Annotated in this window: 23 protein-coding genes, 1 tRNA gene and 1 riboswitch; of the genes, 15 read left to right on the top strand and 9 right to left on the bottom strand. The window is 52.3% G+C overall.

What is annotated here, in order from left to right; all coding sequences use genetic code 11:
• Positions 1–2730 (bottom strand): type I restriction endonuclease (locus HMPREF1028_RS01100; RefSeq protein WP_009310978.1); only part of this gene is annotated, 2730 nt, incomplete at its 3' end.
• A gap of 193 nt (positions 2731–2923) precedes the next feature.
• On the opposite strand from HMPREF1028_RS01100, the gene HMPREF1028_RS01095 reads away from it, so the two are divergent.
• Positions 2924–3331 carry a hypothetical protein gene (locus HMPREF1028_RS01095; protein WP_009310977.1) on the top strand — a complete coding sequence of 136 codons (408 nt, stop codon included), beginning with the start codon at positions 2924–2926 and terminating at the stop codon, positions 3329–3331.
• Positions 3332–3423: 92 nt separating this feature from the next.
• Here the strand turns inward: HMPREF1028_RS01095 and HMPREF1028_RS01090 are convergent, their stop codons facing one another.
• Positions 3424–4167 carry a protein phosphatase 2C domain-containing protein gene (locus HMPREF1028_RS01090; RefSeq protein ID WP_009310976.1) on the bottom strand — a complete coding sequence of 248 codons (744 nt, stop codon included), beginning with the start codon at positions 4165–4167 and terminating at the stop codon, positions 3424–3426.
• A 349-nt stretch (positions 4168–4516) separates the two neighbouring features.
• A riboswitch (TPP riboswitch) is annotated at positions 4517–4626 on the top strand.
• A 107-nt stretch (positions 4627–4733) separates the two neighbouring features.
• On the opposite strand from HMPREF1028_RS01090, the gene HMPREF1028_RS01085 reads away from it, so the two are divergent.
• The 4 genes from HMPREF1028_RS01085 to thiE all read left to right on the top strand — a co-directional run bounded on the left by HMPREF1028_RS01085 (position 4734) and on the right by thiE (position 7760).
• The gene (locus HMPREF1028_RS01085) at positions 4734–5828 is read left to right on the top strand and encodes an FAD-dependent oxidoreductase (protein ID WP_009310975.1); all 1095 of its coding nucleotides are present in this window, start codon (positions 4734–4736) and stop codon (positions 5826–5828) included.
• 51 nt (positions 5829–5879) lie between these two features.
• Positions 5880–6338, top strand: a complete 459-nt coding sequence (locus HMPREF1028_RS01080; RefSeq protein ID WP_009310974.1) for an isoprenylcysteine carboxylmethyltransferase family protein — start codon at positions 5880–5882, stop codon at positions 6336–6338.
• A gap of 140 nt (positions 6339–6478) precedes the next feature.
• Entirely contained in the window at positions 6479–7126 is a 648-nt protein-coding gene (locus HMPREF1028_RS01075; RefSeq protein ID WP_009310973.1) for a nuclease-related domain-containing protein, read from the top strand.
• A 16-nt stretch (positions 7127–7142) separates the two neighbouring features.
• Positions 7143–7760: a thiamine phosphate synthase gene (gene thiE / locus HMPREF1028_RS01070; protein ID WP_009310972.1), complete on the top strand. Its 618-nt coding sequence runs from the start codon at positions 7143–7145 to the stop codon at positions 7758–7760.
• Positions 7761–7876: 116 nt separating this feature from the next.
• Here the strand turns inward: thiE and HMPREF1028_RS01065 are convergent, their stop codons facing one another.
• Positions 7877–8896 (bottom strand): zinc-binding alcohol dehydrogenase family protein, encoded by a 1020-nt coding sequence (locus tag HMPREF1028_RS01065; RefSeq protein WP_009310971.1) that lies wholly within the window; start codon positions 8894–8896, stop codon positions 7877–7879.
• Between the two features lie 104 nt (positions 8897–9000).
• Between HMPREF1028_RS01065 and HMPREF1028_RS01060 the strand changes: the two genes are divergently transcribed.
• From HMPREF1028_RS01060 to HMPREF1028_RS01050, 3 genes are all read left to right on the top strand, one after another.
• The gene (locus HMPREF1028_RS01060; protein WP_009310970.1) at positions 9001–9354 is read left to right on the top strand and encodes a helix-turn-helix domain-containing protein; all 354 of its coding nucleotides are present in this window, start codon (positions 9001–9003) and stop codon (positions 9352–9354) included.
• Between the two features lie 30 nt (positions 9355–9384).
• Positions 9385–9579, top strand: a complete 195-nt coding sequence (thiS, locus tag HMPREF1028_RS01055; RefSeq protein ID WP_003759281.1) for a sulfur carrier protein ThiS — start codon at positions 9385–9387, stop codon at positions 9577–9579.
• An 84-nt stretch (positions 9580–9663) separates the two neighbouring features.
• Positions 9664–10452, top strand: a complete 789-nt coding sequence (locus HMPREF1028_RS01050) for a thiazole synthase (protein ID WP_009310969.1) — start codon at positions 9664–9666, stop codon at positions 10450–10452.
• Positions 10453–10636: 184 nt separating this feature from the next.
• Here HMPREF1028_RS01050 and HMPREF1028_RS01045 read toward each other — a convergent pair whose 3' ends face one another.
• Positions 10637–11596: a bile acid:sodium symporter family protein gene (locus tag HMPREF1028_RS01045; RefSeq protein ID WP_009310968.1), complete on the bottom strand. Its 960-nt coding sequence runs from the start codon at positions 11594–11596 to the stop codon at positions 10637–10639.
• A gap of 199 nt (positions 11597–11795) precedes the next feature.
• Complete coding sequence (gene rnhB / locus HMPREF1028_RS01040; protein WP_009310967.1) at positions 11796–12389, bottom strand: ribonuclease HII; 594 nt, start codon at positions 12387–12389, stop codon at positions 11796–11798.
• A 261-nt stretch (positions 12390–12650) separates the two neighbouring features.
• Between rnhB and HMPREF1028_RS01035 the strand changes: the two genes are divergently transcribed.
• Positions 12651–13295 (top strand): hypothetical protein, encoded by a 645-nt coding sequence (locus HMPREF1028_RS01035; RefSeq protein ID WP_003759290.1) that lies wholly within the window; start codon positions 12651–12653, stop codon positions 13293–13295.
• A 64-nt stretch (positions 13296–13359) separates the two neighbouring features.
• Entirely contained in the window at positions 13360–13803 is a 444-nt protein-coding gene (locus HMPREF1028_RS01030) for a pyridoxamine 5'-phosphate oxidase family protein (RefSeq protein WP_009310966.1), read from the top strand.
• A gap of 220 nt (positions 13804–14023) precedes the next feature.
• Here HMPREF1028_RS01030 and HMPREF1028_RS01025 read toward each other — a convergent pair whose 3' ends face one another.
• The 3 genes from HMPREF1028_RS01025 to HMPREF1028_RS01015 form a co-directional block, all read right to left on the bottom strand.
• Positions 14024–14350: a rhodanese-like domain-containing protein gene (locus HMPREF1028_RS01025; protein ID WP_009310965.1), complete on the bottom strand. Its 327-nt coding sequence runs from the start codon at positions 14348–14350 to the stop codon at positions 14024–14026.
• 97 nt (positions 14351–14447) lie between these two features.
• Positions 14448–15104 carry a protein-L-isoaspartate O-methyltransferase gene (locus HMPREF1028_RS01020; protein WP_009310964.1) on the bottom strand — a complete coding sequence of 219 codons (657 nt, stop codon included), beginning with the start codon at positions 15102–15104 and terminating at the stop codon, positions 14448–14450.
• 102 nt (positions 15105–15206) lie between these two features.
• Positions 15207–15710, bottom strand: a complete 504-nt coding sequence (locus tag HMPREF1028_RS01015) for a GAF domain-containing protein (RefSeq protein ID WP_009310963.1) — start codon at positions 15708–15710, stop codon at positions 15207–15209.
• A gap of 183 nt (positions 15711–15893) precedes the next feature.
• Here HMPREF1028_RS01015 and tpiA point away from each other — a divergent pair, with 183 nt between their 5' ends.
• The 4 genes from tpiA (at position 15894) to HMPREF1028_RS00995 (ending at position 18530) form a co-directional block, all read left to right on the top strand.
• Complete coding sequence (gene tpiA, locus HMPREF1028_RS01010; RefSeq protein ID WP_003759302.1) at positions 15894–16667, top strand: triose-phosphate isomerase; 774 nt, start codon at positions 15894–15896, stop codon at positions 16665–16667.
• Between the two features lie 7 nt (positions 16668–16674).
• On the top strand, positions 16675–17037 hold the full coding sequence (gene secG, locus HMPREF1028_RS01005) for a preprotein translocase subunit SecG (RefSeq protein ID WP_009310962.1): 363 nt from the start codon (positions 16675–16677) through the stop codon (positions 17035–17037).
• Positions 17038–17050: 13 nt separating this feature from the next.
• A tRNA-Leu gene (locus HMPREF1028_RS01000) sits at positions 17051–17136 on the top strand.
• 830 nt (positions 17137–17966) lie between these two features.
• Positions 17967–18530, top strand: a complete 564-nt coding sequence (locus HMPREF1028_RS00995) for a hypothetical protein (RefSeq protein WP_003759309.1) — start codon at positions 17967–17969, stop codon at positions 18528–18530.
• 195 nt (positions 18531–18725) lie between these two features.
• On the opposite strand, the gene HMPREF1028_RS00990 is transcribed toward HMPREF1028_RS00995, so the two are convergent.
• Entirely contained in the window at positions 18726–19115 is a 390-nt protein-coding gene (locus HMPREF1028_RS00990) for a hypothetical protein (RefSeq protein WP_009310961.1), read from the bottom strand.
• Between the two features lie 296 nt (positions 19116–19411).
• On the opposite strand from HMPREF1028_RS00990, the gene HMPREF1028_RS00985 reads away from it, so the two are divergent.
• Positions 19412–20311: a YoaK family protein gene (locus tag HMPREF1028_RS00985; RefSeq protein WP_009310960.1), complete on the top strand. Its 900-nt coding sequence runs from the start codon at positions 19412–19414 to the stop codon at positions 20309–20311.
• Positions 20312–20536 lie beyond the last annotated feature (225 nt).

The raw sequence follows: 20536 nt of genomic DNA, 5'->3' as shown, positions 1-20536 counted from the left end.
ATATTTGGCGTCGCCGCCGTATTTATGCCGCAAGAGGTCGTTTTGGCGGTTCAGCTCTTTGATTTTGGCATAGACGATTTGGAGTGTGGCGATGTTTGCCTGCATTTCTTCTTGCCCGACTTCGGTGAGGTTCTTTTTCTTGAAGATGCGTTCCAGTTCTTCGCGCAGGCTGATGTATTCGGGGTCGTCTTGGTCGAAGTTGCCCGCCAGCCCTTCGCGCACTTTGCGCATGATGTCTTTTAAATCGTCGGCCAGTTTGAGTTCCGCCTCGCCGATTTTGACGAATTGGAAGTAAATGTCTTCCAGCGCTTCATTGAGCAAATGGGCGGCGTCGCCTTGCTGTAGTTTTTCGGCAAGGTTTAAGGTATCCAAGCGGGCGACGGTTTCGCGGTACAACAGATTGAGCTTGTCAAAATCCAGATGCGCGAGAAATTCATGGCTGCCTTGCAGGCGCAGGACGTTGTACAGCTCTTTGGCGGTTTGCAGGGCTTTTTTTAAGGCGAGCAGCTGTTTTTTGTCTGCTATTTGGCTAATTTGGCGGCAAAATTCTTCGGCGTTTTCGGTATCGAAATCAAACAGGGCGTTTTTAATGTCTGCAATTTCCTGTTCGATTTCTTCTGCCGTTTTGAAAAGCTGGCTGTAACTGCCGATTTCGTCGCCCAATTCGTTCGAAAGTTCGTCCCAATAGGCACGGTTGGTTTTGTCGAATTCACGTTCAATATCTGCAAAATCAACAACATAACCGTAACGGTAAGATTTGTAGGTGCGGTTGACGCGGGTCAGGGTTTGTAAAAGGTTATGGGCTTTTATGAGTCTGCCCAAATAGAGCTTTTTCAGGCGCGGCGCGTCAAAGCCGGTCAAAAGCATGTTGTACACAAACAGGATGTCGGTTTTGCCTGCTTTGAAATCTTTGACCCATTGGTCGCGTTCGTCCTTAGTGCCGACGTCGTACAGTATCAGCGCGGCGGTGAGATTGTGGTCTGAGGCCGTCTGAAAATGGTCAAAGAGTTGCCGCGCCTGTTCTGAGCTGTCGCAAACGACCATGGCGCCGAGGCTCTCGTCTTGGTTGGTTTTTCTGAATTTGGCGAAGTCGTCCAAGATGTAATCGAGCATCGGGCGGACGAAATGCGGATGGGCGTAGATTTCTTTGCGGTCAAAGCCGCCTTTTTCGACTTCAAGCTGCGCCAATGCAGCCTGCAATTCGGCTTTGTATTGGCTGCTGATGGCCTCGCGAATCAGGCGCAGGGTGTAGCCGTCGGCGATGGAGGCGTTGTAATAGTATTTATGGATGTAGTCGCCGAAGAGCTCGCGGGTATTAACGTTGCCTGCGGTTACGCCGATAAGCGGCGTGCCGGTCAGCCCGATTTTAACGGCGTTTACGTCGGACTGGTTGAGGTTGGCAAGAAACGAGCCTTTGGGGTTGTAGCTGCGGTGTACTTCATCAAGAAAATAGACGCGCTGGATGGCGAGGTCGTAGTCGTTACGGGCGACAACATCGGGGTCGTCTTGGAATTTTTGGATGTTAACGACAGTGATTTCCGCTTTACCTGCGTGGTTATGCAAAGTTTGGGCGGATTTGATGTCGGCAGCAAAGGCTTCGCGGCTGTCGATGGTATGGACGACTAAATCGCGGGCGGTAAATTCGCGCTGCGCCTGTTTCAATAAATCGAGCCTGTCCACGATGAAATAGAATTTCGGCACGATGCCCTGTTTGGCGTAATAGTGCGTCAGGTAGCAGGTGTTGTAATAGGCAAGCGCGGTTTTGCCGGAGCCTTGGGTGTGCCAAATCACGCCTTTTTTGCCGCCGTTTGCCAAATGTTTTTCAATGGCGAGAGTGGCAAATAGCTGCGGATAACGCATGATGTGTTTTTGCAGCGCGCCTTGGTTACTTTTAACGTACGTCAGCCCGTGTTGCAGAATAAAGGCGAGGCGTTCGCGGCAAAGCAGCGAAGTCAGGATGTGGTTGGTCGGCGTATCGGGTGATTTGTTGCTGATAAATTCGGGGCTGTGTTTGATAACGGGCAGATTATTGTCTTGCAGGACGGCATTTTCGAGGTCGTCTGAAAGTGTGTTCAATAACTCGGCAAGGTTTAATTTATGCTCTTCGCGGAAATAGTTAAACACGGGCTTACCGTAAGCAGACGAGGCGTAAAACGCGCCTTGCGCCGGATCGGTTGCGCCGTCGTCGTATTCCATGTTGTTGGAAAAAATCATGAATTGGGTGATGTTGATGAAACGGCGGAATTTAGGGTTTGTCGCACGTTTGCCCATGCGTTCCCGCTCTTCGCCGATGCCGCCTTTGTTGTTGGGTTTTTTGACTTCAATAAAGACCAAGGGCATGCCGTTTATCAGCAGGGTAATGTCGGGGCGGAATTCTTCATCGCCATTGATGCAGGGCAATTCGGTTACAACGTGGAAGCTGTTGTTATTGAAATTTTGGAAGTCGATCAGCTTCTTGCCGCCGGATTGATTGGTGAGGCGTTCGTAAAATTTTTGCCCCAAGTCTTCGTTATCCAGCTCTAGGCGTATGTCGGCGAGCAAGCGGCGCGCATCGTCCGGTGACAAATCAGGATTGATGCGACAGAGGCTTTCTATAAAGATGTCAGGGAAGATGTTGGTTTTTTTGTCCCAATTTTCGTTTTTGAGCGAAAGGTAATCGTAGCCCAACCGCATCAGGTGCAAAACGGCAGGGATTTTGACGCGGGAATTTTCGTTGTAGGTTTGGTGCATCAGACTTCTCCAAGCTATTCTTTGCAAGCTGGAAATTATATCAATCCCGCTCTGGCAATACCATTACCACATTTATAATTTAAAATAAAATTTTTGATTATTGCAATTGCTTATTAGGCAATTTATGTTTCAACAGATTGATTACTGATTCAAACAAAAGCAGCATTCTGCACTTACCAACACAAAAAACCCCATGAAGTTTCTCAAAAAACTATGCGAACGAATTCTTGACTGGCTCGCCACTGGCAACATGGCGGGCTATGTGATATTGCTGGTTATCGCCACTGTTCTCGGACTGATGTACGGTGGGGGTATGATTCTGGATAAAGCCCTTGGCCACATTGATACGCCTTGGCTCCCTATTATCGGCTTCTGTCTGGCATTGGCTACTCTCTTCGCAATTTGGTTTATCGAAGAAGATTTAGCCAAGCAGACGATGGAATTCAAACGGCGCGACAAATATCTGTGCGGCGCAATCGGCGGTTTGGTCAGCGCGCTACTGATCAAATGGACGTGGCAGGCAGCCTTGGTGGGATTGTCGATCGGCATACTGCTGGCGGCGTTGATGAGATGGTTGAAATATGTGATGCGGTATATATAAATTGATCTAAGCATCCCTTTTCAGACGACCCTTTACCCCAATCCTTTGAAATACTCTCAAGAAACTGCGTAACCGATTTTGGGATTGGTTCACTATCCTTGCCGCAGGCATACCGCCACCGAACAATCGTCATGATAGGGAACCCTTTTTACTGCCCGGCGTAAGGCTTCCAACTTATCTAGCAAAGACGGGGAGACGTTCCATAATGCTTCCAAGCGTTCATGAGGTAGCGCGTCGTGCAGCCCGTCAGAACAAACCAAAACTGCCTCGCCTCTTTGCAGAGTAAATGAATCGGTAAAAATTTTGAAATGGGTTTCTTCGTCATCCGCTATCAGGCAGTGCGCCAAAGCATAGTACATATCGGCGTATTCCGTATCTGCCCGCGCTTCCCCCTGCTCGATTAAATCCGCCAACACCGTGTGGTCATGGCTTACCTGCCGCCAACGCCCCTCTGCCGATATATTGTAAACGCGGCTGTCGCCGACATTGCAGATGCGGCACAAACCGTCCGCCTTGACGACCGCCGAAGCGAAAGTCGAGGACGAGCCGAAATATTCCTCGGCAAGCGTGTCGCAGAAGCTGCCGTGCAACCTTCTCAGGAAACGCCCTTCCGCATCGCCCTCGCGCACGAAGGCATCCAACCAAAACCGGCTGGCAAGATGCGCGGCGGGGCTGCTGGATACGCCGTCGGCCACGGCCAGCCGCACGGCATCGTCCGCCTCGGACACACGGGTTTTGTGCAGCCTGACCTGACGCACCGCCGTGCCGTCAAACAAGTTATCCTGATTGCGTGCTTTACCGGCACCGACCATTTGAAAATAGGCAAGCTGAAACATGGTAATCCTGACAATCCAATCCTGATTTATAGTGGATTAACTTAAACCAGTACGGCGTTGCCTCGCCTTGCCGTACTATCTGTACTGTCTGCGGCTTCGTCGCCTTGTCCTGATTTAAGTTAATCCACTATAAATAAACCTACTTCGGCGCGCTTTTCGCAAAAACGAATTTCATCGCAAAGCCCCTTGTTCATTGGCGACAGTATATATCAATAATGCCAATGCGCTTCTCCCTAACGCCATTTCCTCAACCAACCCAAAACACCTTACAACAGGTCATCTGAAAATACGAAACCCATTTTTCAGACGACCTGACTTTGCCAAAGCAATCGATTTTATGTAAACTGGAAACCTCTTGTCGGAGTGCTGCTTGTTCCCGCAAACAGCTGAGACCGCATCAGCGGAATCCGTAGAACCTGTCGGGGTAATGCCTGCGTAGGAAACAAGCTGTCAAACGCCTTTTCAGGCTTCCGTTCCCTTTCTCGCATTTCCCGCCATTCGGTGGATTCCGCTTCCGTCTTGTCTTTCGTCTTCCCGACTGCCCAAACACTGCAAAGGAATCCACCATGCCCCGTATCGCCATTCTCGGCGGCGGCCTCTGCGGCCGTCTGACTGCTTTACAACTTGCAGAACAAGGTTTATCCATTGCCCTCTTTGACAAGGGCGGGCGCAAAGGCGAACACGCCGCCGCTTATGTTGCCGCCGCCATGCTCGCGCCTGCTTCGGAGGCGGTCGAAGCCACGCCTGAAGTCATCAAACTGGGCAGGCAAAGTGTTCCGCTGTGGCACAACATCCGAGGTCGTCTGAAAACGCCGACCATGATGCAGGAAAACGGCAGCCTGATCGTGTGGCACGGGCAGGACAAACCTTTATCCAGCGAGTTCGTCCGCCACCTCAAACGCGGCGGCGTAGCGGATGACGAAATCGTCCGTTGGCGCGCCGATGAAATCGCCGAACGCGAACCGCAACTCGGCGGACGTTTTTCAGACGGCATCTACCTGCCGACCGAAGGCCAGCTCGACGGACAGCAAATCTTGTCTGCACTTGCCGACGCTTTGGACGGGCTGAACGTCCCTTGCCATTGGGAACACGAATGCGTCCCCGAAGACCTGCAAGCCCAATACGACTGGCTGATCGACTGCCGCGGCTACGGCGCAAAAACCGCGTGGAACCAATCCCCCGCACACACCAGCACCTTGCGCGGCATACGCGGCGAAGTGGCGCGGGTTTATACACCCGAAATCACGCTCAACCGCCCCGTGCGCCTGCTCCATCCGCGTTACCCGCTCTACATCGCCCCGAAAGAAAACCACGTCTTCATTATCGGCGCGACCCAAATCGAAAGCGAAAGCCAAGCCCCCGCCAGCGTGCGTTCCGGGTTGGAACTTTTATCCGCACTCTATGCCGTCCACCCCGCCTTCGGCGAAGCCGACATCCTCGAAATCGCCACCGGCCTGCGCCCCACGCTCAACCACCACAACCCCGAAATCCGTTACAGCCGCGCCCGACGCCTGATTGAAATCAACGGCCTTTTCCGTCACGGCTTCATGATTTCCCCCGCCGTAACCGCCGCCGCCGTCAGATTGGCAGTGGCACTGTTTGACGGAAAAGACGTGCCCGAACGTGATGAAGAAAGCGGTTTGGCGTATATTGAAAAATAAGTTTGAGGTCGTCTGAAAACGTCGCGCTATCAGTTTTATAAAGGTAACAATATGAATTTAGAAACCAAAATTCCGCCGCCGGCGATATGTTTTATTTGTGCGTTGTTGATGTACATTTCTGCCCAAGTTTCTGCGCTGGCTGACATAATGCCGCGCTTTCCTATATTGCTGTCGGTTGTTTTGATGGCGTTTGGGACTTTGTTAGGCATATTAGGTGTGTGGGCGTTTCGCCGTGTGCGCACGACCGTCAGCCCGTTCAACCCCGAACAAACTGAACACTTCGTTTCAGACGGCGTGTACCGTTTCAGCCGCAACCCGATGTATGCGGGTATGGGCTGCTGGCTGGTTGCATGGGCGGGCTATTTGGCGCACCCGCTGCCATGGTTGTTTTTGGTTGCATTTGTTGCCTATATGACACGCTTTCAAATCATGCCCGAAGAACGCGTTTTGGCGCAGAAATTCGGTGCAGAGTACGAGTCTTACTGTCGGCGCGTTCGCCGTTGGTTATAAGAAGGGGGAGCTTCCAATCAAGTATCACCCGTCTTCTACTTTACGGCATGAATGTGAATACTCGATGTTTTCAGACGACCTCATCAGATGGCTATACCAGGCTCACTTTCATTAAACAATAAAACAAAAAGGAAAACGTCATGATTGAACAAGCAATAGGAAACCTGTCAGGTATCTTTTGGATTTTCCTGCTCGTCATTCCCCTGCTTCTTTTGAAAGCGCTGCTCCAAAACCCCAAAGTGAAAGGACGCATAGGCGAACGGGCAGTCCGTTCAGTAATCGGAAAAGATTTGGATGAAGAAACCTATATCGAATTTCATGATTTGATTATTCCGTCCCGCAGCGGCACGACGCAAATCGACCATATTTATGTTTCGGTTTTCGGGATATTTGTCATGGAAACCAAGAATTACACAGGTTGGATTTTCGGCAGCGAGAAGCAATCGAAATGGACACAAGTCGTCTATAAGCAGAAACACTACTTTCAAAATCCGTTGCGCCAGAATTACGCACACATCAAGGCATTATCCGAACTGCTGCAACTGCCGGAAGAAAAATTTCATTCGATGGTGGTTTTCCTCGGCGATTGTGAACTGAAAACGCAAATGCCGCCGAATGTCTGCCGTATCAGACAGGCAGCATCCTATATCAGACGTTTTCAGACGACCTTATTGCTGCCGCAGGAAATAGAAGCGGCAACTGCCGTGCTGTCTTCAAACGAATACCAAGCCGACGGCGAAAAACTGCGGGCGCATACCGAACGCCTGCAGGAACGCCATCAGCGATAACTTAAAAGGACACCCCATGACCTTCCCGCCCCTAAAATCCCCGCTCAAATTCTACGCCGTCGTTCCCACTGCCGATTGGGTGGAGCGCATGGTCAAAGCAGGTGCCGACACGGTGCAACTGCGCTGCAAAACCCTGCACGGTGATGAATTGAAACGCGAAATCGCCCGCTGCGTCGCCGCCTGTCGGGGCGGCCGCACGCAGCTTTTCATCAACGACCACTGGCGCGAGGCGATAGAAGCGGGCGCATACGGCGTGCATCTCGGACAGGAAGACATGGACACCGCCGACCTTGCCGCCATCGCCGCCGCCGGTTTGCGTTTGGGTTTGAGTACGCACTCCGTCGCCGAACTCGACCGCGCCCTGTCCGTACACCCCAGCTACGTCGCCAGCGGCGCGATTTTCCCGACCACGACCAAGCAAATGCCCACCGCCCCGCAAGGCTTGGATAAACTGCGCGAATATGTGAAACAGGCACGCGGCACGCCCGTCGTCGCCATCGGCGGCATCGATTTGAACAACGCCGAAGATGTGCTGGCAACCGGCGTTTCTTCACTCGCCGTCGTCCGCGCCGTTACCGAAGCGGAAAATCCCGAAGCGGTGGTTAAAGCGTTTCAGGCTTTGTGGGATGAATAAGGCCGTCTGAAAGCCAAATTTCAGACGACCTGCTCAATTAGGATATTCGATTGCCGTTATTTCAGATGCTATACAGGTAGACGCCGGCATAACGGCGCAAAGAATAATCGGTGGATTCAGTTGTCCCAGCCTTCCACCACCAGTTTGCCGACCATATCTCCGCGTTCCAGCATCTCATGGGCGTGGCGCAGGTTGGCGGCATTGATGCCGTGCAGGATTTGGGTGGCGGTCGGGCGGATGATGCCTTCATCCACCAGCCGCGCGGTTTCGGCCAGGATTTCGCCCTGCCGTTCGGTGTCTGCCGTTTCGCGCAGCGGACGGGTAAACATAAATTCCCAATGCAGCGACAGGCTTTTGCCTTTGAGCGGGTTCACGTCCAACGTTTCGGGGTCGTCAATCAGTGCGATTCTGCCTTGCGGGGCGATGAGTTCCACGATTTGCGGCAGATGGCGGTCGGTATGGTTGGTGGAAAAAACAAACGACGGCGCGCCAATATTTAACGCGGCAACCTGTTCCGCCATGTTTTCATGATGGTTGATGACGAAATCCGCCCCCAATTCCTTCACCCACGCGCGGCTTTCGGGGCGGGAAGCGGTGGCGATGACTTGAATGTCGGTCAGCTTTTTCAGAAACTGGATGGCAAGCGAGCCGACCCCGCCTGCGCCGCCGATTAAGAGCAGCGCATTGGCGCCGCCTGCCACGGGTTTGTTCACGTCCAATCGGTCGAACAGCGTTTCCCATGCGGTAATCGCCGTCAATGGCAGCGCGGCGGCTTGGGCAAAATCCAGCGAACGCGGCTTTTTGGCGGCAATGCGCGCGTCCACCGCCTGTAATTGTGCGTTCGAACCTTGGCGGTTGATGGCGCCCGCGTAATACACTTCGTCGCCGACTTTGAAATGCCGCACTTCGCTGCCGACCGCCTGAACAATGCCTGCCGCGTCGTAACCCAATACGCGGTACTGCCCTGCCGCAGGCGTATGTGCCACCCGAACTTTCACATCGACAGGATTGACTGAAACCGCCTGCACGGCAACCAAAATATCGTGCGGCCGCAGCTCGGGTTCGGGCAGTTCGATGTCGAGCAGGGCTTCAGGGTTGGAAACGGGCAAAGGACGGTTGAAACCGATGGCTTTCATAAGGTTCTCCTGTTAGGTCGTCTGAAAGCGTGTATCATGCGCCTGAAGCACACCATTAACAAGAACGCACTTGTTTTTCAGATAGTTACATAAAGGATACTGCCATGCCCCGCACACCGCACCCAAGCTACGACTGCGCCGAAGGCTGTTCGGTGGAAGCCGCACTTTCCGTCATCGGCGGCAAATGGAAAGGCACGATACTCTACCGCCTGCACACGGACGGCACGCTGCGCTTCAACCAAATCCGCCGCATCCTGCCCGATGTGTCGCAGCGCACGCTGACCGCGCAACTGCGTGCGTTGGAGGCTGCCGGCATCATTTTGCGTACTGTGTATCCCGAAGTCCCGCCACGAGTGGAATACCGCCTGACCGACTACGGCAAAACGCTTGCGCCCGTGCTGACGGCATTGAAGGAATGGGGCGACGGGTTCAAGCAAGCACAGGCGCATCGCGAATAAAGAAACTTACCTACGAAATATCGAGAAACCATGAACATCATCTTAAACGGCGAACCCGCCGAACTTCACGGCACAACCATCGCCGACCTCATCGCCCAAACCGCGCCGCAAAAGCCTTTTGCCGTAGCGGTGAATACCGGATTTGTCGCCAAAGGCGCATATGCGGAAACGGTTTTGAACGAAAACGACAAAGTCGATATCGTGCGTCCGGTGGTCGGCGGCTAGGCGGTTTTGCCTTTTCAGACGACCCCTGTCCCCAAAACAACGTTATAGTGGATTAAATTTAAATCAGGACAAAAGGAACCTATCATGCTCACCCTATACGGAGAAACTTTCCCTTCACGGCTGCTGCTCGGCACGGCGGCCTACCCGACCCCCGAAATCCTCAAACAATCCGTCCAAACTGCCCGTCCCGCGATGATTACCGTCTCGCTGCGCCGCGCGGGAAGCGGCGGCGAGGCGCACGGTCAGGGGTTTTGGTCGCTTTTGGAAGAAATCGGTATCCCGGTGCTGCCGAACACAGCAGGCTGCCAAAGCGTGCAGGAAGCGGTAACGACGGCGCAGATGGCGCGTGAAGTGTTTGAAACCGATTGGATCAAACTCGAACTCATCGGCGACGACGACACGTTGCAGCCAGATGTGTTCCAGCTTGTCGAAGCGGCGGAAATCCTGATTAAAGACGGCTTCAAAGTGCTGCCTTATTGCACCGAAGACCTGATTGCCTGCCGCCGCCTGCTTGACGCGGGCTGTCAGGCGCTGATGCCGTGGGCGGCGCCGATCGGCACGGGTTTGGGCGCGGTTCACGCCTATGCGCTGAAGGTCCTGCGCGAACGCCTGCCCGACACGCCGCTGATTATCGACGCGGGCTTGGGTTTGCCTTCGCAGGCGGCGCAAGTGATGGAATGGGGTTTTGACGGCGTATTGCTGAACACCGCCGTTTCCCGCAGCGGCGACCCCGTCAACATGGCGCGCGCCTTTGCACTCGCCGTCGAATCCGGACGGCTGGCATTTGAAGCCGAACCGGTTGAAGCGCGTACCAAAGCGCAAGCCAGTACACCGACCGTAGGGCAGCCGTTTTGGCATTCGGCGGAGTATTGATATAGTGGATTAACTTTAAATCAGGACAAGGCGACGAAGCCGCAGACAGTACAGATAGTACGGCAAGGCGAGACAACGCCGTGCTGGTTTAAAGTTAATCCACTATAAATAGCGTGTTGCAGGTATGTGAAAAAGGTCGTCTGAAAAAGTTTTCAGACGACCTTTTGTCCTTTGCCGAACTCTTTTAATCGGACAATTCCGCTTTCGATTCTTTATCTGCTTTCGCCGACCAATAAGATGCGAGCAGCGAGCCAGAAATGTTGTGCCACACGCTAAACAGCGCGCTGGGTACGGCGACGACAGGGGCTGCGGCAAAATGCGCGGCCGCCAATGCCGCACCCAAACCGGAATTCTGCATACCGACTTCGATGGCAAGCGTTTTTTGCGCATCGTACGGCAGCTTGCAGATTTTGGCTGCGAAAAAGCCGAGCAGGTAGCCGATGGCGTTGTGCAACACCACGACACCGAAAATCAACAGTCCGCTCTCAATGATTTTGCCTTTGCTCGCGCCGACGACCGCACCGATAATCAGCACAATGGCAACGACAGAAACCAAAGGCAAGGCAGCGGTAGCGCGTTCGGTCTGTTTGCGGAACACAGTATGTGCAACCACGCCGAGCGCGATGGGCAGCAACACCATTTGAACAATGGAAACAAACATCGCCTGCGCATTGATGTCGAGCATTTCACCTGCCAAAAGCAGGAAAATAGCAGGCGTCAGCAGCGGAGCCAGCAAGGTGGAAGCCGATGTAACTGCGACGGACAAGGCAACGTTGCCGCGCGCCAAAAAAGTCATCACATTGGAAGCCGTACCGCCCGGACAGCAGCCGACCAAAATCACTCCCACGGCAACTTCAGCAGGCAAATTTAACAACTTGACCAAAAAATAGGCAGTCAGCGGCATAATGATAAACTGCGCTGCCACGCCGATAAGGACGGCTTTGGGATGACTGGCGACAATTTTAAAATCTGACGGCGTCAGCGTCAGCCCCATGCCGAACATAATGATGCCCAAAAGCCAAGTGATGTAAGGCAGTACCCATTTGAACAATTCGGGATCGAAGAAAGCAACGGCGGCGCACAATGCTGCCCAAAATGAGAAGGTTTTGCCGACAAAGTGGCTGATTCGTGCAATAGTGTCCATAAATAGTATGTGTGGTACGGTTGATAAGATTATTGATAAGGAGAACAGTGAAATGAAACAACACACAAATATCAAAACTGGTTTGGCCGTTGATATTTGTTTCACATCCGTCTAAACGCGAAGCATACACGGCTTTGTAACGGGATGTAAAGAAAAGGTCGTCTGAAACGTTTCAGACGACCTTTAATCCATTCTGCCCTCACTCAAACAACCTGCCCTGCGCCAGCAACGCCTTCACGGGCGCGAAATCGCGGCGGTGTTCGGGCAATACGCCGTATCGCTGCAAGGCTTCGAGGTGTTGCGCCGTGCCGTAGCCTTTGTGTTTGTCGAAACCGTATTGCGGATAACGTTCCGCCAACGCATACATCTCGGCATCGCGCGCGGTCTTCGCCAAAACGGAAGCCGCCGAAATTTCCATGATTTTGCTGTCGCCTTTGACCACCGCTTCGGCATCCACGCCAAGGTCCTTCGGCACTCTGTTACCATCGATAAACACCTTATCGGGCTTGATCGCCAACCCGTGTATGGCGCGGCTCATTGCCAACATCGTGGCATGAAGGATATTCAGTTCGAAAATTTCTTGCGGATCGGCTTGCGCGACACACCATGCCAGCGCTTGTTCTTTAATCAAGACCGCCAATGTATCGCGCTTTTTTTCGCTGAGTTTTTTAGAGTCGGTCAAACCGGGCAAATGGTAAGACGGCGGCAGGATAACGGCGGCGGCAAACACGCTGCCAACCAAAGGCCCCCGCCCTGCCTCGTCAACGCCGGCAATCAGGAAAGAATTTGTCATCGTTGTTTGAAAATAGAAAAATGGACATTATTTAAACTAAGGAGCAGCCGAAACGGAGGAACACCTACCCCGCCAGCCGCCTAACCAATATATTTAACCCAATAATCGCCGCAGCCTGTTTAGGTTTGCGCCACGATATCCCTGTGCAGCGCCTCAAAATGATAGGCGGCATCGGAAAATTTTACCTTGTTTGAAATAAGTTGATTCGTTATAACTGGCTGCATAGTATAATCAAAACCTTTGCCATATACCGAAATAAAGATGAAACCGATTTTTTACCGACTGATTTTGGCTTTCGGGCTGGGAAGCGCCGCCCTCTCCGCACAAGCCGGCTATATCTGCAAAGTGGACGGCAACGCAGTATTTACCGAGAAAAAAATCGGCAACGATTGCACCGAATCCCATACGGACGGCACTGCAAACGTCAGCCCTGAAGAAGCCGGCAGGGCCGTACCCGAGCGTGTCGACCTGAAAGAAGCCCTCGGGGAAGCCGCTCCCGAGCCGGGCGACATCAAAGTCTTGCCGCGCACGACGGGCGGCAGCGTAACCAACACGGCAGAAGCCGCCAATCCCCGTTTGGACATCAAATTGCGCAACGGCAAGCTTGGCGAAGCGACTTCCGTCGGCGACCTGAAAGCAGCCAAAGCCCGCGCCGCCGAGTTGAACCGCAAAGCCAAAATCCTGCCCGCACCCATCTTGCCGGCATCCAAACCCAAGCCGCAACTGACCCGCAAGCAAATCTTGGAAAACGAAGTCCGCAACGAACAAGTGGCTTTGGTCAGGGCGCAGGCGCAACTGAATGTCGCCAAGAAAAAAGGCGATCAGGCAAAAATCAGCCGCCTGACCCAAGCCGTCAACGACCGTCAGGCCAATATCCGCGCCATTGAAAGTGAAATGAAACGCTAAACGGACAACGGTTCGGAAAGTTTTTAATCCAAGCTTTCCGAACCATTTTCAATTGAAATCCATCATGCAGCCCATCCCCAACAACATCATCAAATTCCTACACGCCAACCATGTGATCAGCATTGCGGCAGCCGCAGACGGCGAAATTTGGAGCGCCTGCTGCTTTTATGTGCCCGATGAAGCGCAAGCAAGGCTGATTGTCCTGACTTCGGCACGTTCCAAACACGGCAGCCTGATGCTGAAAAATCCGAACATCGCCGGAACCATCGCAGGCCAGCCGGAAAATATCGCCAAAATCAACGGCATACAGCTGACGGCCAGCGCGCAACTGCTGACCGACGAAACAGAGAAAAAAGCAGCGCTCGCCCTCTATTACAAAGCCCATCCGCTTGCCCGCGCGATGAAAAGCGATGTTTGGTCGTTGCGTCTGGAAAACGTGAAATTTACAGACAACAAACTGGTTTTCGCCCAAAAAACCCTTTGGCAGCGGGAAGCTCAAAACGCCTGAATCATTAAACCCTTGGCAATTGGTTTCAACGTTGATGGATTAAACCCAATACCCAAGGATAAAGGTTTTCAGACGACCCCTGCATACAAGGTCGTCTGAAAAACAGTACCCAAACAAAAATCCTGAAACCGACAAACGGATTTCAGGATTTTTGATATTCGGATCATCTGCATACAAAAAAGCGGCAGCCATGCCCTACCGCCCTTTCCTATTAGAAATCTCAATATCTCGCCATCGTCCCATCCACCTGCAAAGCCCAAGCATCAATCCCGCCTTGCAGGTTAAACAGATTTTCAAAACCCGCGTCCGCCAGATACATCGCCGTATGCAGGCTGCGGATGCCGTGGTGGCAGTAAACGACAATCGGCAAATCGTCGTCGGGCAGCTCGTTTTGGCGCAGCGGAATCAGGTTCATCGGGATATGGATGGCGTCAGGCAGGGCGCAGACGGCTGTTTCCTCGTCGGTGCGCACGTCCAGCAGATGGAACGCGCGGCCTTCTTCCTGCCATTGTTGCAGTTGCAACGGGGTGAGTTGCGGGATCGTCATGATATTGTGTATGTGAAATGATGGAAACGATGAAAGGTCGTCTGAAAACGTTTCGCCATGTCCGGCTGGTTTTCAGACGACCTTTGATTTCAAAAGATTAAAAATCGAAATCGCCGAAAGGACGGTTTTCTTTGTCGTCCAAATGCGCGACCAGCGTGTCGAACAGGACTTTTTCTTCAAATTCGTTGCCCTTGCGCGTAATCAGCAGCGCGCGCTGTACCGGCCGGCGGCCGACGATGATTGCCATGCGGCCGCCGTCTTTCAACTGTTCTTTCAATACGTCAGGCACACGGTCCACCGCGCCACCGACGTAAACCGCATCAAACGGCGCGCCCGCGGAAGGCTCGGTCAGCCCGTTGTTTTGCACATAATCGATATTGTTCAAAGCCAAGCCGTCCAACACTGCTTTGGCGCGGTTTTGCTGCTCGGCATCGAGGTCGTCTGAAACCACTTTACCCGCCAGTTTCGCCAAAAGTGCGGTCGCATAGCCCGAACCCGTGCCGATTTCCAAAACCGTATCGGTTTGGGTCAGCTTCAAACCCTGCGCCAACCGCGCTACGATTTTCGGCTCGAGCATCTTATGTCCGTTGGCAAGCGGCAGCTCCATGTCGGCATACGCCAAGCCCTGCAAAGACTCGCTCACGAAACGCTCGCGCGGAATTTCCTCCAACGCGTCCAAAACGTCAAAATCCAATACATCCCACGGACGGATTTGCTGTTCGACCATGTTGAACCGCGCTTTTTCAAAATCCATTTTGTGCTCCGTTAAATAATTGTTTTAGCAATGGCAGACATTATAAAACCACACTCCCGCCGCGCCAACTTCAGCGCGCGCCGCCCGCCCGTTTTTTCGGTCTCAAGCCGCCTGACGCGAAGCCTTAAACCGCTTCTCCAAAATCTTTGCCAGTTCGCCCAAATACAAAGCATCCGTTTCATCAAACTGCGCCAGATGTTCGCTGTCCACGTCCAACACGCCGATACAGAGGTCGTCTGAAAACAGCGGAACCACAATTTCCGAACGCGACAAAGACGAACAGGCAATATGGTCGGGATGCGCGTTGACATCCTTGACGACCACCGTCTCGCCCCTCGCCCAAGCCTGACCGCACACCCCGCGCCCGAACGGAATCCGCGTACACGCCAAAGGTCCCTGAAACGGCGCCAAAACCAATTCGTCCGTACGCGTATCGACCAAATAAAAACCCACCCAAAACCAGCCGAACGCCTCCTTCAAAACCGCCGCCGTGTTTGCCAAATTCGCCACCCAATCCGTCTCGTCCGTCACCACAGACTCAATCTGCGGCAACACCTCCCGATAAAGCGCGGCCTTGTCCGAAGCCGAAAAATGAAGCGCGTGCATAGCCATGTCCTATATATGTGTATATCAAGCAGTTATTATAAAACAGGTCGTCTGAAACAGCATTTCAGACGACCCCGGGCATCCCGTTTCAAGTTGCGAACCCGTCGCATATACACTAAACTTCACGTTACATCACGCTACACGCAGCGTACAGCCAAAGAAACACAACACGGAGCAAAAAAGATGTATCACCAAATCGGAATGTGGGATCAAAAATGGGTCATCGGCAACTGGAAAATGAACGGCCGACTCCAAAACAACAACGCACTCATGCACCGCTTCCGCATCATGCCCACCGCCGAACGCGTCCTCATCGGCCTTGCTGCCCCGACCGTTTACCTGTTGCAACTGCACAACGCCATGCAGATTGTCCTCAACAACCGTATTCTCACCTGCGCCCAAGACGTCAGTCGCTTCCCCAACAACGGCGCCTACACAGGCGAAGTTTCCGCAGAAATGCTCGCCGACATCGGCACCGACATCGTCCTCATCGGACACTCCGAACGAAGCCTCTATTTCGGCGAGAAAAACGAAATCCAACGCCGCAAAATGGAAAACGTTCTCAACGTAGGCCTCATTCCCCTATTGTGCGTCGGCGAAAGCCTCGAAGAGCGCGAAGCCGGCAAAGAACACGAAGTCATCGCCCACCAACTCTCCGTATTGCATGGACTTAACACCAAAAACATCGCCGTCGCCTACGAGCCGGTATGGGCAATCGGCACCGGCAAAGTCGCCACCGTAGAACAAATTGCCGACATGCACGCATTCATCTACAAAGAAATCTTGTCTTTGTGCGGAAGCGATGTTAAAATCCGCGTTCTTTACGGCGGAAGTGTGAAAGCAGACAATGCAGCCGACATCTTCGCAGTACCTCATGTGGACGGCGCATTGGTTGGCGGCGCGTCATTATCATATGACTCATTTACCGCCATCATCAACGCAGCGCAAGCCTCGTAGAAAACATATGGAAGCCTTTAAAACCCTTATCTGGATTATTAATATTATTTCCGCTTTGTCGGTGGTTGTGTTAGTATTGTTGCAACACGGCAAAGGCGCGGACGCAGGCGCGACCTTCGGGTCAGGTAGCGGCAGCGCGCAGGGCGTATTCGGTTCCGCAGGCAACGCAAACTTCCTGAGCCGCGCAACCGCCATCGCAGCGACTTTCTTCTTCGCAACCTGCATGGCAATGGTTTATATCCATACCCATACAAACAAACACGGTTTGGACTTCAGCAATGTGAAACAAACCCAGCAGGCTCCGAAACCTGCCGCTCCCGCTGAAAACCAACCCGCACCTGCTGCACCCGCTCCTCAGCAGCAGAAATAAAAGTTTTTCAAATGCCGACATGGTGAAATTGGTAGACACGCTATCTTGAGGGGGTAGTGGCCGTAGGCTGTGCGAGTTCAAATCTCGCTGTCGGCACCAAAACAAGAAACCGCTTAGAATTAAAAATCTAAGCGGTTTCTCTTTTCTGTCCAACGCATCGGATAAAAAGAAAAACCGCTTACTATAGTGGATTAAATTTAAATCAGGACAAGGCGACGAAGCCGCAGACAGTACAGATAGTACGGAACCGATTCACTTGGTGCTTCAGCACCTTAGAGAATCGTTCTCTTTGAGCTAAGGCGAGGCAACGCCGTACTGGTTTAAAGTTAATCCACTATATTCCCCCTATCCGATGTATCCCAAGTATTGCATCCAATGTATCTCCACAATAAAAACCAAACTCAATAAAGGCGAGGTTTTCAGACTATCACTTGCTATCCCCAAATTTCCGTTCTCAAATAGGAAATCTTTGAAGCAAAAGGATTGGCTTTACACCAAACGTACAGCCTTATCCCATCCACTCAAATTTTAAAAGCACCATTTTCCAGAACACTGAAAACAAGGCGAGAATTTCTTTCATCCAAATCCATTCATTTTCCCCTGCCCCTTTCACAGTCTTCGGCTTCATCGCCCTCACCAGATTCAAAGTTCGTCCGTCATTATTTCCTTAGCATCATCCCCGCCTTGCAGCACCAAACATTAATCCTCCCCTCAAAATCGGTATTTTGTTGATTCGTGATATATCTTTACTTAATTTCAATTAGCTTTGCGTAAATCAAATCCACTGTTTTCAAAAGAACAAATAGCACTTTATTGATAATGAGTATCGTGTTTTCATATATGGACGAGACAAGCCTTCTTTTCTCTGTTAAGGTAGGGCTTTCTGTCAGTTTATGCTGACCCCGATAGACCAAATCCGGAGTAACTTGATGAAATCCAATCTGAAATTAATCGTTCCCGCCGTCCTTATCGCTACCGCGCTGTCTGCATGTGGCAGCTCCGGCTCTAAATCTAAACCGGAAACTGCTCCGACTCCTACTGCGCAACAATCCGCTCCCGCGCCTGAAACGCCTAAAACCATGGAAGTCAATAATATTGAACGCACCAAGGAAGTGGCTTACAAATGCGGACCAAACGGTACTGATCCTTTGAATGTCATGTACGGCTTCCAAGGTGATGAGCCTGTGATTGCCCAAGTGAAATACCAAGGCCAGCTGACTCCGGGTCTTTCCCGCATCGTCGGCACTGGCAATGATGTCAATGGCTTCTGGGGTGAAGGCGTGGCATGGATTGCCAACCGCGCCAACTACGCCAACATCGACAAAGTGGACGGCAATATGCTGACTATCCGTCAACAAACTGTCGTCAACGGTCAAAACCAAGTCGTGGACAACATCATCACCAAGTCTTGCGTATTGGACCAAACCGCTACGGCCCAATTGAACAAAGCACCTGCCAAACCTGCTAAGGGCAAAGGCAAAGCGAAGAAATAAAGACGTTGTATAAAGCGAAAGGTCGTCTGAAAACTTGAAAACGGGTTTTCAGACGACCTTTTTTACATCGTCCGCTGTCTTTCTCCATGTTTCGGTAACGGACACTGCAACACCACAAACAGCCCGCCTTAGCGCCGGCTCTCTACAATTGCCCCACTCTATCGGCTCAAGGCTGCACAGACATCAAGCCGTTTCTTACCACCAGTAATACGGCCGGTAAAACGGGAATCCCCACTCGTCGTAATAGCGGTAATAGCGTGCTTCGCGCAGCTGTTGTTGGGAAATATAATTTTGCCATGCCATCTTATAGCAGGCTTGGAACATCGGGTCGGACACTTTGTCGATGTATTTCAGGCGGAAGGCTTTTTGTTCTGCACTGGGCGTGCCGACTTGCTCCGCCTGCTCGAACTGTTTGCGCATCAGTTTGGCAGTCTCCGGATCGCATTCGGCAGCCAGACTGACTTGAAGGTTCTGTTCATAACGTCTTTGCGCGCGTTCGCGGGCGGCTTTTTGTTCGGGCGTAGTGGCACAAGCGGTCAGGGTTGCCACGATGCACAGTATCAGGGAAGCTCGAATGGGAGACATGATTTTTCCTTTTTATATCAAGGGATAGAGGTAATGTACGCCTTTTGCGGCAAATTGTGAAGCCTGTCGTACCGTCCGTGTTCAACCGACAAAACGGCAAAGCCCGGCCAAAACAAACCGTACCACCTGACAAGAGGTCGTCTGAAAAGTGAAGAGCCATTTTCAGACGACCTCATATCTCACCCTGCTCTTTTTATAGTGATTTCGCCATATTCATTGAAGAAGCCCTTAGCGATACAATATCGCACCATATCCAATCGAATCGAGGTCGTCTGAAAAATTGAAAAGGGATTGATATGACGGCAAATCATCGCGAAGAAACACCAAACGAGCCACAGCAGCCGACCAACCGCCACAAGCGTCGGCATGAGCGCCTGCACGCGCCGCCGTTTTGGCAGGCGGACAGGCCGTATCTGCACGAACACCACATTTCCGATGCGCGTTTCCGCAGGCTCGGCTATATCATGGCGATGTTGGCGGGTGCAATCAACGCAGGCGGTTTCTTTGCATTTTCACGTTATACGTCACACGTTACCGGCTCGATGTCGATGCTGGCAGACGCTGTTTATCTGCGCGAATGGTTAACGGCGGCGGTGGCTTTGATCAGCGTGTTGTGTTTCATTGTCGGCGCAGCGCATTCGGGCTGGGTGGTTTTGTGGACGCAGCAGAAGCGGTTTCGCGGCAGCTTCGGTTTTTCCATGTGGCTGGAAGCGGTTTATCTGCTGATATTCGGCTTGTTCGGTCTGACGACATCGAAGTGGAACATCGGGGACGGGAATTTGGTTTTCCCGTCATTGGCTTTGTTTTTAATGTGTTTCATCATGGGAATGCACAATACGGTGATGACGCTTTTGTCCGGCGGCGCCATCCGTTCGACGCATATGACCGGCACGGCGACCGACTTGGGCATCGAGCTTTCGCGTGCGCTGTATTATTCAAAAAAACATCATCCGCGCCTGCCTCATGTTCATGTCAATAAGCCGAAGATGTGGCTGTTGAACGGCTTGATGTGGGCATTTCTGCTGGGCGGCGTCGTGGGTGCTTGGGGCTACCACAAAATCGGACACCATTTCGCGCTGCCGGTATCCGCCGTCTTGTTCATCTTGGGTGCGGGGTCTGTGGGCTATGATGTGAAAGTGCGCTTGAAATTTGCGCTGGCGGGATGGTATCGGCGGCATCGTGCGAAACAGCGTTAAAAAGCGGTATCGCGGCAAATCCGCATACCGCCATGCCAATTATCGGCGCTCAGTGAACCAAATCGCTTTTCTTTTGCCCAATCAAATAGATACTCCTGCGTGATGACAACCCCTTCAAATCTAATCTTTTGTTTTGAATGAAAAACACCTTAATCAAGGCTGCCGCGTCGCGTTATCCCTGAAACGCGCGGGCAATGAACGGACAGCGATTGGATTAATGGCAAT

It is taken from the genome of Neisseria sp. GT4A_CT1 (assembly GCF_000227275.1).
Classification (GTDB): domain Bacteria; phylum Pseudomonadota; class Gammaproteobacteria; order Burkholderiales; family Neisseriaceae; genus Neisseria.
This window is presented reverse-complemented; position numbering and strand designations above follow the sequence as displayed.